Source organism: Rufibacter sp. JT3400010 (assembly GCF_054956755.1).
The window spans coordinates 1-11,816 of record NZ_JBUDXA010000007.1; the positions used below are offsets into that span (position 1 = coordinate 1).

General features: G+C 46.6%; 9 protein-coding genes and 1 tRNA gene. 5 read left to right on the forward strand and 5 right to left on the reverse strand.

Translation table 11 applies throughout. The features are described from left to right. Nucleotides 1-82: 82 nt before the first annotated feature. From ACY0JR_RS08935 to ACY0JR_RS08945, 3 genes are read right to left on the reverse strand one after another with little or no spacing between them, the layout of a single operon-like run. Entirely contained in the window at nucleotides 83-1,351 is a 1,269-nt protein-coding gene (locus ACY0JR_RS08935; protein ID WP_462633642.1) for an adenylosuccinate synthase, read from the reverse strand. Then, nucleotides 1,352-1,699, reverse strand: a complete 348-nt coding sequence (locus ACY0JR_RS08940; protein ID WP_462633643.1) for an STAS domain-containing protein — start codon at nucleotides 1,697-1,699, stop codon at nucleotides 1,352-1,354. It abuts the gene before it with no gap. Beyond that, nucleotides 1,689-2,165: a Fur family transcriptional regulator gene (locus ACY0JR_RS08945; protein WP_462633644.1), complete on the reverse strand. Its 477-nt coding sequence runs from the start codon at nucleotides 2,163-2,165 to the stop codon at nucleotides 1,689-1,691. The genes ACY0JR_RS08940 and ACY0JR_RS08945 overlap by 11 nt, the downstream gene beginning before the upstream one ends. A gap of 839 nt (nucleotides 2,166-3,004) precedes the next feature. On the opposite strand from ACY0JR_RS08945, the gene ACY0JR_RS08950 reads away from it, so the two are divergent. After that, nucleotides 3,005-3,847 (forward strand): outer membrane protein, encoded by an 843-nt coding sequence (locus tag ACY0JR_RS08950; RefSeq protein WP_462633645.1) that lies wholly within the window; start codon nucleotides 3,005-3,007, stop codon nucleotides 3,845-3,847. A gap of 148 nt (nucleotides 3,848-3,995) precedes the next feature. Here the strand turns inward: ACY0JR_RS08950 and ACY0JR_RS08955 are convergent, their stop codons facing one another. Beyond that, on the reverse strand, nucleotides 3,996-6,200 hold the full coding sequence (locus tag ACY0JR_RS08955; RefSeq protein WP_462633647.1) for a RelA/SpoT family protein: 2,205 nt from the start codon (nucleotides 6,198-6,200) through the stop codon (nucleotides 3,996-3,998). A gap of 151 nt (nucleotides 6,201-6,351) precedes the next feature. Between ACY0JR_RS08955 and ACY0JR_RS08960 the strand changes: the two genes are divergently transcribed. The 4 genes from ACY0JR_RS08960 (at nucleotide 6,352) to clpX (ending at nucleotide 10,506) form a co-directional block, all read left to right on the forward strand. Continuing rightward, nucleotides 6,352-6,433, forward strand: a tRNA-Leu gene (locus ACY0JR_RS08960). A gap of 76 nt (nucleotides 6,434-6,509) precedes the next feature. Next, nucleotides 6,510-7,838, forward strand: a complete 1,329-nt coding sequence (gene tig / locus ACY0JR_RS08965; protein ID WP_462633649.1) for a trigger factor — start codon at nucleotides 6,510-6,512, stop codon at nucleotides 7,836-7,838. A gap of 279 nt (nucleotides 7,839-8,117) precedes the next feature. Continuing rightward, nucleotides 8,118-8,816, forward strand: coding sequence for a ClpP family protease (locus tag ACY0JR_RS08970; protein WP_462633651.1), 699 nt, complete (start codon nucleotides 8,118-8,120; stop codon nucleotides 8,814-8,816). Nucleotides 8,817-9,273: 457 nt separating this feature from the next. Beyond that, complete coding sequence (gene clpX, locus ACY0JR_RS08975; RefSeq protein WP_462633653.1) at nucleotides 9,274-10,506, forward strand: ATP-dependent Clp protease ATP-binding subunit ClpX; 1,233 nt, start codon at nucleotides 9,274-9,276, stop codon at nucleotides 10,504-10,506. Nucleotides 10,507-10,615: 109 nt separating this feature from the next. Here the strand turns inward: clpX and lpxB are convergent, their stop codons facing one another. After that, complete coding sequence (gene lpxB / locus ACY0JR_RS08980; RefSeq protein WP_462633655.1) at nucleotides 10,616-11,770, reverse strand: lipid-A-disaccharide synthase; 1,155 nt, start codon at nucleotides 11,768-11,770, stop codon at nucleotides 10,616-10,618. Nucleotides 11,771-11,816 lie beyond the last annotated feature (46 nt).

Sequence of the window (11,816 nt, forward strand, 5' to 3'; positions counted from 1 at the left end):
GAAGTTCCATCCTCCACCAAAAAGAAAGGAGGGAAAGCGTTACCGCTTCCCCTCCTTTGATCTATTTATAACTTTATGCCAGCTATTTTACCAGAGTACTCTGTCTGTCTGGTCCTACACTGATGATGTTCACGCTTACTTCCAGTTGTTCTTCTAGATAGGCGACATACTCCAGAACAGCTTTAGGTAAGGCACTATAGGATTCATACTTTCGCAGCTCTTCGCCCCACCCTTTCATGGTGATATAGACAGGGGTAATATCTGTCTTATCTAAATCATGAGGAATTTGATCAGTCACTGTGCCGTCAGCTAACTGGTAGTGGGTACACACGCTGATCTCATCGAAGTCATCTAGTACATCGGCTTTCATCATGTTCAACTGGGTTACTCCGTTCAACATGATGGCATACTTCAGCGTGGGCAGGTCTATCCAGCCGCAGCGGCGGGGACGGCCTGTAGTAGAACCGAACTCTCTGCCGGCTTGGCGAATCTTCTCCCCTACTTCGTCATGAAGTTCGGTTGGGAAAGGGCCGCTGCCTACGCGGGTGCAGTAGGCTTTGAAGATACCGTACACTTCCCCTATATGGCGCGGAGCGATTCCTAAACCGGTACAGGCTCCTGCCACTAAAGTATTGGAAGAGGTTACAAACGGATACGTTCCAAAATCAATATCCAGCAACGACCCTTGCGCTCCTTCGGCCAAAATCTTTTTACCTTCTTTGATGGCCTGGTTGATCATGTATTCAGAATCTACCAGAGTGAAAGTGCGCAGGAACTCTACAGCGCTGAAAAATTGCTGTTCCAGTTCTTCTATTTCAAGGCTCTTTTGGTAAAAAGAGGCTATTTTCTGGTGCTTCGCGACGGTGGCTTGGTAGCGCTCCTGGAAATCTGGTAGCAGGATGTCTCCTACGCGTAAACCACTGCGGCCAATTTTATCTTGATAAGCTGGTCCGATCCCTTTCTGGGTAGAACCAATTTTTGAGGTTCCTAAGGCTTCTTCCGAGATTCTGTCCAGGCTTTTGTGGGAAGGCAGAATCAGCTGGGCTTTTTTGGAGATATAGAGATTGCGCGAAGCGTCTACGCCTCTGGCGGTAAGTTTCTCTACCTCTGTTCTAAAGACAATTGGGTCCAGCACTACCCCGTTGCCGATAATATTGGTGATGTGTTCGTGAAAGATACCAGAAGGTATTTGGTGCAACACGTGCTTGGTGCCTTCAAACTCAAGGGTGTGACCGGCATTGGGACCGCCCTGAAAACGGGCTACCACATCATACTGAGGGGCAAGTACATCAACGATTTTACCTTTTCCTTCATCGCCCCACTGGAGGCCTACTAGAATATCAACTGGCATTTAAACGGATTCTTTAAGAAGTTGAACGGCATTGGTATCATTTTCGGCAATGGTGAAAATGGCGTTCAATTTTGTGATGATTAATAACTTACGAATGTGTTCTGATGGATTGATGAGGATAAGTTCCCCGCCTCTGTTCCTGAATTTGGTCAGCAGCGAAACCAGTACGCCAATGCCCGTGCTATTGATAAAACGCACGTTAGATAAATCAACAGCGGAAAGCAGCATGGCATCATCAATGGTGGTGTTGGCCAAATCCATGAGGCGCTGGGTTTCTGGCCCGCCAATCATGTCGCCCTCTAACCTGATGATGAGGATATTATCTTCTAGCGTATGGTCAATTTTCATGAAAGGGTGCGTTTAATTTAGCCTGGCAGTCACCACAGATACCGTACAAATTTAGGGAATGGTGCAGAATATTAAAATTCAGCAATTCTCCTACCATAGTTTGGATGTTGTGCACCCGGGGGTCACAGAACTCCACCACTTTGTGGCACTCAGTACAGATGACATGATCATGCTGCCGGCGGCCGTACGATTTCTCATATTGGGCCAGATTACGCCCAAACTGGTGTTTGCTTACCAGATCGTTTTCTACCAATAGATCTAAGGTATTGTATACGGTTGCCCGGCTAACTTGGTAGTTCTTGTTTTTCATACTGATGTAAAGAGACTCTACATCAAAATGGCCGGTTCGGGAATAGATTTCTTCTAAGATAGCATAACGCTCCGGGGTTTTCCGGAGACCCTTGCTTTCTAAGTAGGCGGTGAAAATCTTCTTCACCTCCAAAAATTTCGCTTCATCTAGTGCCATACGCCTTCTTCTGCTACAAACTTAACAGTTTTATGTGGGAATGCTAAAATCATGTAAAAAAGGAAATAGAAAGGAGGCTTTCCTGCCATTTCAAACCTGACGTAAAGCGGCAGGATAAAGTGCTCCGTTTACTTAAGCTGTCTTTGAAAAATAAGGTGACTCTATATATAAGGACAGAACTTACACCTCAAAGCTATCTTGCTAATGATAGATGTCAAGGTCTTGATACAGCCAGCAGTTGACTTAGAATCTGCCTCAAGGAATCTCATCATGACCATGCCAACCGATTTAGAGGGTATTTTCGAGAAATGAGCCTGAAACCATTTTCTTGCATAGCTCCTTATAATAGCTCCTTATATAAGGTATACAACTTACTTGTAGGTATAACGGTGTCCATTACAGAATCTGTATTCCTCCCCTTCAATCCTGAGCTGCACAAAGTCAATTATCAATTCAGTTTCTAGAGCCTGATTTCCCTAAGGCGAATTATTTCATGAGGCAACAGAAAGAAACCTGTTATTGAGCTTAGAAAATATTTCTCTATTTAGGATTAGATAGTCAAAAACGAAATGAATTACAATGTCTTAACTTCTCCAATAAGGCTTTTAATTACCACATTTTAGAATAAATAATAGCCATTTAGTAGAGCCATCGAAGAGAGCATAACGCATTTTATAAAAAAATATTTCTGGGGCAATAGGGGTAATAGCGATAAGCCGTGTCTAAAGAACAGGAACACGAAATAAGATTGTTAAGAAAGGCCTTTCAAACATTCTCATAACCATCCAACATCTTATAACCCTTCAACACATTATTAACCCTTTCTGAAAATTACAGTTATGAAAAAGTTAACCTTTTTGCAAGGCATGCGCGCACTTACCTTAACAGGCTTAGTATGTTTCGCTACACTGGGCGTTTCTGCGCAAACCAAAACAAAAACGTCTACTGTAGCCGTGCAGACTAAAGCGAAAACGGCAACCGCTGCTACCCCGGCAAAACCAAAGTCCGCTACAGTGGCATCGGCTAAGCCGAAAACAGCCTCTATGGCTTCCCATAAAAAGCCAGCGACAACTGCTGCCACCCAGCAAAAAGTTACTTCTCCTACAGTTGCCTCCGCCGCTCCGGTTAAGCAAGTGGAAGCGTCTGAACCGATCGCAACCGCAGTAGAAAGCCGGGTAGAAGCAAAGAAACAGCCTTCCGCGGCCTTTTCCGGGGGCACAAACGTAGTAGGTTTCGGCTTTGGATTAGTGGATAAAATAGATACCTATGGCAGCGGAGCCAATACGCTTAAGCCCCTCACCTTCTCTTATGAGAGAGGTTTGAATGTAGCAGTTGGCCCGGGCGTAATTGGAGTTGGTGGTGTTTTCTCCTATGCGCACGTTAAATGGGAAGAAGATTTCAAAGTCTCTTTTATGTACATCGCGGCCAAAGGAGCCTACCACTACAACTTCACCCAAAACGAAAAACTGGATACCTATGCTGGCTTGACATTAGGATACGCCAGATCTAAAGCTGATTGGGATGATACTTTTATGTCTGACTACGAAGCCAGTGAAGGCGAAGTGAAAGTTGGCATTTTAGCTGGTGCTCGTTATTACTTCACCAATAACGTAGGTGCACACGTGGAATTAGAAAGCGGCCCAATGTCAAACATCACCATTGGTTTGAACTATAGATTCTAAGGAAATAATCGGTTAACCTGCCATAAATACGCTTCTCATTTTAGGGCTATTTTATAGAAAATAGCTGCAAAACAGAAGACTTATGGAAGCTATTTAGAACAGAAACGCCCACTTAATTAAGTGGGCGTTTCTGTTCTAATTTCTGAAATTAAGAGTCAAAACGGTCAACGCTTAAGACACCGTTTACCTTTAATAATTTCTGAATTAACTTCTCTAGTTGGGCAGTATCATTCACAAAGATCATCAGCCTGCCTTCAAATACCCCGTCGTGCGAATCAATGGTGATGGACCGCATGTTCACTTTAAGGGAGTTGGAAATGATCTTAGTCACGTCGTTTACCAAACCTACACGGTCTGTTCCTTTGATGGCGATACCCGCCAGGAAAGAAAGCTCCTGCTGCCCGGTCCATTTGGCTTTCACAATGCGGTGGCCGTAGTTAGACATCAGTTCTACCGCTTTGGGGCAGGTAGTCCGGTGAATGGTGATACCGTGGTCTACCGTCTGGAAACCGAACACATCATCGCCGGGAATGGGGTTGCAACAGTTGGCCAGTTCATAGTCAATTTTGTCTGTGCCGCCGCCAATCACCAGCAACTGCGAGTTGATGCCCCGTATTTTCTCTACCTCTTTGTCAAACGTGGAGCCACCCAGTAAGGAGGCAGGCTGGTATTTCTCGCTCTGCGGATTGAAGATGTATTCTTTGATTTCCTTCAGGTCAATCAGGTTCACAGCTATTCTATAATAGAAATCCTGCAAAGACGAGGCATTAAAATAAGCCGCCAGCCGGTTCAGGTTCGCAGAAGATGGCTCTATAGACAAATGCTCCAGCCTTTCTACTACCTGTTGCTTTCCTTCTTCGGCCTTGCTCTTGCGTTCTTCGCGCAGGTATTCTTTTATTTTAGACCTGGCTTTGGAAGTAGTCACAAATTTGAGCCATTCGCCGGTTGGTTTCTGCTTTTGGGAGGTCAGGATTTCTACCTGGTCCCCGTTGTGCAGCCGGTAACTGAGCGGCACCAGTTTCTGGTTCACCTTTGCGCCTAAGCTTTGGTAACCAATGTGGGTGTGAATCTCGAAGGCAAAATCCAGGGCGGTGGCGCGGTCTGGCAGAATAATTAATTCGCCCTTGGGCGTAAAAACAAACACCTCCTCCACGAACAGGTTGGTCCGGAACTCATCCAGGAACTCAATGGCGTTGGTGTTGTTCACGTCCAGCATGTCACGCACCTTGTTGATCCAGTTATCCAGGCCAGATTCCGAAGGGCCGGTACTGCCGGTTTTGTATTTCCAGTGGGCAGCATAACCCCGTTCGGCAATGTCATCCATGCGCTTGGTCCTGATCTGCACTTCTACCCATTGGCCGGTCTTGCTCATCACGGTGGTGTGCAGCGCCTCGTAGCCATTTGCTTTGGGCGTACTGATCCAGTCGCGGAGGCGGTCTGGGTTAGGTTGGTAGAAGTCTGTTACAATGGAATACACCCGCCAGCAGACCGGTTTTTCCTGTTCATACGGCACGTCTAGGATGATTCTGATAGCGAAAAGGTCATAGATTTCCTCAAAGGTGACGTTCTGCTTCTTCATCTTCTTGAGGATGGAGTAAATGGACTTGGGCCGTCCTTTCACTTCAAAATTAGTGAAGCCTTGCCGCCGCAGTTCCTCCTCTACCGGACCAATAAAATCTGCAATGAATTTGCTACGAGCCGCCTTGGTCTGCCTGATTTTGTTTGAAATGAATTTATACGTCTCGGTGTCTGTGTACTTGAGATGTAGGTCTTCCAGTTCAGACTTAATGGCATATAAACCTAGCCTGTGCGCCAAAGGAGCGTACAAGTACATGGTCTCAGAGGCAATCTTGAGCTGCTTGTCACGGGCCATGCTACCCAAGGTGCGCATGTTGTGCAGGCGGTCAGCGAGTTTGATCAAAATCACCCGCACATCATCTGAAAGGGTGAGCAGCATCTTCCGGAAGTTCTCGGCCTGCTGGCTGGTACCGTATTCAAAGACACCGGAGATTTTGGTAAGGCCTTCAATGATTTTAGCCACGCGTGGCCCGAAGTCGCGCTCAATATCGGCAATCTCCAGATCGGTGTCTTCCACTACATCATGCAGCAAAGCCGCTACAATAGACGTGGTACCCAGACCAATCTCCTCCACCGCAATCTGGGCTACGGCTAAGGGGTGTAAAATGTACGGCTCGCCAGATTTCCGGCGCATGTCTTTATGGGCCTCTAACGAGGTGTTAAAGGCTTTCTTTATAATCTTAGCGTCGTTGTCTTTCAAGAAAGGCTTGGCGTGGCGCAGCAACTTTCTGTAATGGCGCAGGATCTCTTTCCGTTCTGCTTCGTGGTCAATCATACGGGTAGGTACATCAAAATCGGGGGTCTGGCAAGCGCCAACCCGTTTTTGAGGTCTTTTTTATAAATTTCAACAAAAAAAATGAAAGAGAGTTGCATAAACAAAAAAGAGTTTGCTACATTTGCATCACCAAAAACAAACACACATTGATGCGGATGTGGCGAAATTGGTAGACGCACTAGACTTAGGATCTAGCGCTGCGAGGCATGGGGGTTCGAGTCCCTCCATCCGCACAAGTAAAACCCTCAATCCCAACCGGGGTTGGGGGTTTTTTCAATTAATCCGTAGCACAATTAAAATCTGATAGCTTTGAATATCACCCTGAATCAAACCGATGGCCAAAATGCCAGCCTAAAAGTGAGCCTGCAAGAGGCTGACTACGCTCCCCGTGTAGACGAGCAAATTAAAGAATACAGCAAGAAAGCCAGCATCAAAGGTTTCCGCCCTGGTAAGGTTCCGGCTGGTTTGATCCGTAAGATGTACGGCAAAGGCATCTTGGTGGAATCTATCAACCAACTCCTGCAAGAGTCGGTGAACAACTACATCAAAGAAAACAAACTGCGCATTTTAGGCGAGCCGCTTCCAGACCGTCAGGACGAAAACGCGATTGATTGGGACACGCAGAAAGAGTTTGAATTCAGTTATTCCGTTGGTTTGTTGCCAGAATTCGAATTGCCTTTGAGCGAAGTTTCTGTGCAGAAATACGACATTGAAGTTGACCAAACTACCGTTGACGAAGCCTACGAGCAGATGCAGCGTCAGTTCGGACAGACCACCAACCCAGAAGTTTCTGAGGCCAACGATTACCTGTACGGCGACCTGAAACAAGTAGAAGGTGAGTTTGAAACCAAAACCCTGCTTCCTATCAACAAAGTTGTTTCTGGCGTAGAGACATTTGTGGGCGTGAAGCCAGGTGACACCATCACCTTTGACATCCGCGAAGCGTTTGGCGACGATGCCGCTTTGGCCCACGTAACCGGCCTAAGCAAAGAAGTAACCAAAGACCTGAACGGCCAATTCACGTTCACAGTAGAGAAAATCAACCGCACTGAGGCTGCCGAGATGAACCAAGAGTTCTTCGACAAAATCTTCGGACAAGGCAACGTGACCACCCAGGAAGAATTTGACGCTAAAGTTCGCGAGGTGATCAAAGAAAACTATGACCGTGAGGCCGTAAACGTATTGGACCGCGACGTGATTGACCAATTGGTAGAGAAATCTTCTATTGAGATTCCTACTGAGTTCTTCAAGCGCTGGTTAGCCGTTACCAACGAAGGCAAAATCACGCCAGAGCAGATTGACGAGTTCTATGATCAATATGTGAAAGAACTGAAGTGGTCTATGATCCGCAACAAAGTGGTGGAAGAGAATGACATCAAAGTGGCCAATGAAGATGTGGTGAACAGCGCGCGTCAGAAAATGATGGCTCAGTTCAACATGCCAGAAGTGCCAGAAGAAATGGCAGACACGTTCAACAACTTCCTGGACAACCATTTGAAGCAAAACAACGGCCGTAACTTCGTAAACGAGTACGAGGCGTTGGTAGCCGAGAAAGTGCTGGAGTTTGTGAAAGAGAAAATCACGATCACAGAAAACACTATTTCTGCTGAGGAATTCCGCAACAAAGTAGGCGCGTAAGCAGTATCCTATCATAACAAACAAAAAAGTCCTTACCTTACGCTAAGGACTTTTTTGTTTTAAGACGGTGCGCATTGGTCCTCCCCGGGCAAGATTTGAGAAGAAGCGAGCACGCCTCCCGTTCCGTTTTCGGCCATAATGACAGCAAAATTCCCTTGTTCGTTTTTGGCCTGATTTTAGAAAAACAAACCCGAAAGCAGGTGCTTACCGTTTGTCCATTGGGGCAAGCGTGTAACCCGCACGTTTCTTTTTAAGTTAAGGCATCTAAACAGAACCCTTATGTACACTAAAGACGAATTCAGAAAATTTGCCGTGCACGGCCTTGGTATGAGTGGCCTGGGCGTTGACCAATACCTCACCCATCTGGAAAGTAAAACCAACATGCACCCCACCAGCATGACGCGTTCCGTGATTGAGGAAAGACCTACCAACTTCCGGGAGATTGACGTATTTTCCCGCTTAATGGTAGACCGCATCATTTTCCTGGGCACCCAGGTAGATGATTATATCGCTAACATTATTACGGCGCAGTTGCTGTTCCTGGAAAGCGTAGACGCTAAGAAAGACATCCTGTTGTACATCAACAGCCCGGGTGGCTCAGTGTATGCCGGTCTAGGAATCTATGACACCATGCAGTATGTGCAACCAGACGTAGCTACCATCTGTACTGGTTTGGCGGCTTCTATGGGAGCGGTATTGTTGTGCGGTGGTGCCAAAGACAAGCGCTCTGCCCTTCCGCACGCCCGTGTCATGATTCACCAGCCTATGGGCGGTACCCAAGGCCAAGCCTCAGATATTGAAATCACCGCGCGTGAGATCCTGAAGCTGAAAAAAGAGCTGTACGAAATCATCTCCAGCCACAGCGGTAAATCAGTGGAGCAAGTTGACAAAGACTCTGACCGTGACTACTGGATGATTGCGCAGGAAGCCAAAGAATACGGTCTCATTGATGAGGTGTTAACCCGTCATAAAGCATAAATAGCTTAAACGTGATATTTAAAAAGGCCTGCTTTGAAGCGGGCCTTTTTTGTATTCTAATATTATATACCCTCTGGCAAGTTGCTTTTCTATAGAGCAAATTGGAGAGGTAAAAGCAAGTAAGACGACCTAATTATTCGTTTAAATAAGGATGTTTTAGGCCGGATTTTCCAGAAATACACTTAAAATGGCTGTCTCCTCAACTAGCAAATAAAATTATTTAACGCATTTTTAAGGAAGCCAGAATGTGTATTTTTCTCATTTATTTAGCACAGCACATTCTGCCTCAATCAGATACAACATATACTATATTTTATAATTATCTAATGCCCAACCACTTCCTGCCTATCTCTGGAAAACTTGTGTAAAAATATTTTGGCGTAGTGCTTAACCTATTTTGTAACTTTGCCGTAGCCGCCCCATCTTAGGGGCAGTAAATACATCCCACTCTCGGTTTATGGCAGAAATCACGTGCTCCTTTTGCGGAAAAAATAAAAAAGAGGTGTCTGTAATGATCTCAGGCATTAATGCGCACATCTGTGAGCGCTGCATTGGGCAGGCGCAGCAGATTTTAAATGAGGAGAATCGGTTACGCGCCACCAACCGTGCCCCTAAATTCAACCTGATCAAACCACGGGAAATGAAAACCTACCTAGATCAGTTTGTGGTAGGTCAGGACGAAGCGAAGAAAGTGATGTCTGTGGCGGTGTACAACCACTACAAGCGCCTCATGCAGAAGCCCAAAACAGATGATGTAGTGATTGAGAAATCAAACATTATCATGGTAGGTGAAACCGGTACCGGAAAAACCTTTTTGGCCCGCATGCTGGCCGGTGTCTTGCAAGTGCCTTTCTGTATAGCTGATGCCACTGTTTTAACCGAGGCCGGTTACGTGGGTGAAGACGTGGAAAGCATCTTGACCCGCTTACTGCAAGCCGCCGATTATAACGTAGAAGCAGCCGAGCGCGGCATCGTGTATATTGACGAAATTGACAAAATAGCCCGTAAAAGCGATAATCCTTCTATTACCCGTGACGTGTCTGGCGAAGGCGTGCAGCAGGCGTTGTTGAAACTATTGGAAGGCACCTCCGTGAACGTTCCCCCGCAAGGAGGGCGCAAGCACCCAGAGCAGAAAATGATATCGGTAAACACCGAGAATATTCTTTTCATCTGCGGCGGAGCTTTTGTAGGAATTGACCGTCTTATCAAGAGCCGTCTGAACACCAAACCCATCGGGTTCTCTTCTACCAACCTGGACGAGAAACTGGACACCGAGAACTTCCTGCGCTATATTACCTCGCAAGACCTGAAATCCTTTGGATTGATTCCTGAGTTGATTGGTCGTCTGCCGGTAGTGACGCACCTGAATCCGCTGGACAATGAAACCCTCCGCCTGATTCTCACGGAGCCGAAGAACTCATTGGTGAAACAGTACAAACGCCTGTTTGAGATGGAGAACATCAACCTGGAGTTTGCCGAAGACACCCTGGAATATATTGTAGAGAAAGCGGCCGAATACAAATTAGGTGCCCGTGGCCTACGTTCCATCTGCGAAGGCATTATGACCGATGCCATGTTTGACCTCCCATCGGAAGAGCAGGAAGGCGGCAGCACAGATTTTGTCATCACACTGGATTACGCCCGTGAGAAATTTGAGAAATCAGCGGTGAAGAAATTGAAAGTAGCTTAAACCAATCAAAGCTATAAAAGCGAAGGCCTCCTTTACACATCTGTAAAGGAGGCCTTCGCTTTTATATTGAACACAAACTTATTTAAGAGCTGCTATTAAAAAATGAGGGCTAAAACGCACTCTCCAGGGATTTACTTGGGTCTGGGGTAGGCTTTCCCTCGCGCAGGTATTCTACCATTAGTTTGGCCGCCGTTTGGGACGTATTGAAGTCTCCTATGAGCGATTGTACGTGTTTGTAGCCTTCCAATTGGGCCGCCCGGCCTTCAGGGTTTTGCAGAATGTTCTTCAGTTCTTTTACCAGATTTTGGGCATTCATATCGCCTTGGATTAATTCTGGAACCACTTTGCGGCCGGCAATCAGGTTTACCAAAGAAATGAAAGGCACTTTGATCACGGCGCGGCCAATCCAGTAAGAGATAGCGCTGGTACGGTAACATACTACCTGCGGCACGCTGAACATAGCGGTTTCCAGAGTGGCGGTACCCGAAGTTACCAGTGCGGCTTGAGCATTGGCCAGCAGATCATAGGTCTGGTCGTAGACAATCTTGATGAACGGCTTCCGGTTGAAGTTCTCATAGTACTCCTTGGAAAAATTGCTCACGGCTGCCACCACAAACTGATAATCCTGGAAGGGCGGCAGAATACTGAGCATGATGTAGAGAATGTTCTCTATCTCCTGCTGCCGGCTGCCGGGCAATACCGCAATGATAGGTCTGTCATCCAGGTCATTGTCTTTCCTGAAATTGGGGTTGAGGACGTGGGCCGAGACCGCATCTGAGACCGGGTTGCCTACATAATCTGTCTTGTAGTCAAACTTCTGGTAGAAGTCTTTCTCAAAGGGCATAATGACAAACATCTTGTCTACCAACTTCTTAATGGTATGCACGCGGCCTTGGTTCCAGGCCCAGATTTTAGGGGAAATGTAGTAAAAGACTTTTATGCCTTGCGCCTTCGCAAACTTAGCAATGCGCATGTTAAACCCGGCGTAGTCTACCAGAATGACCACATCGGGCTGGTAGGCCAAAATATCCGTCTGGCACTCATTCAGGAAACGCTTGATTTTGAACAGGTTTTTGGCGGCTTCCAGAAAGCCCATGAAGGCCATCTCCTGGTAATGCTTCACCAATTCTGCCCCTGCCGCTTCCATCATGTCGCCGCCCCAGCAGCGAACGTGGGCCTCAGAATCTTGCAGGTGCAATTGCTTGATTAGGTTTGAGGCGTGCAGGTCTCCAGAGCGTTCTCCGGCAATAATGTAATATTTCATTGAATGTGTCTGAACGGTAACAGGGCTCTGACAATGAAAAGCCGAT

Coding starts and splice junctions, on each gene's coding strand:
- ACY0JR_RS08955 (WP_462633647.1), bottom strand. CDS start 6,200: ATGATTGACCACGAAGCAGAACGGAAAGAGATCCTGCGCCATTACAGA.
- lpxB (WP_462633655.1), bottom strand. CDS start 11,770: ATGAAATATTACATTATTGCCGGAGAACGCTCTGGAGACCTGCACGCC.
- clpX (WP_462633653.1), top strand. CDS start 9,274: ATGGCAGAAATCACGTGCTCCTTTTGCGGAAAAAATAAAAAAGAGGTG.
- ACY0JR_RS08945 (WP_462633644.1), bottom strand. CDS start 2,165: ATGGCACTAGATGAAGCGAAATTTTTGGAGGTGAAGAAGATTTTCACC.
- ACY0JR_RS08950 (WP_462633645.1), top strand. CDS start 3,005: ATGAAAAAGTTAACCTTTTTGCAAGGCATGCGCGCACTTACCTTAACA.
- ACY0JR_RS08940 (WP_462633643.1), bottom strand. CDS start 1,699: ATGAAAATTGACCATACGCTAGAAGATAATATCCTCATCATCAGGTTA.
- ACY0JR_RS08970 (WP_462633651.1), top strand. CDS start 8,118: ATGTACACTAAAGACGAATTCAGAAAATTTGCCGTGCACGGCCTTGGT.
- ACY0JR_RS08935 (WP_462633642.1), bottom strand. CDS start 1,351: ATGCCAGTTGATATTCTAGTAGGCCTCCAGTGGGGCGATGAAGGAAAA.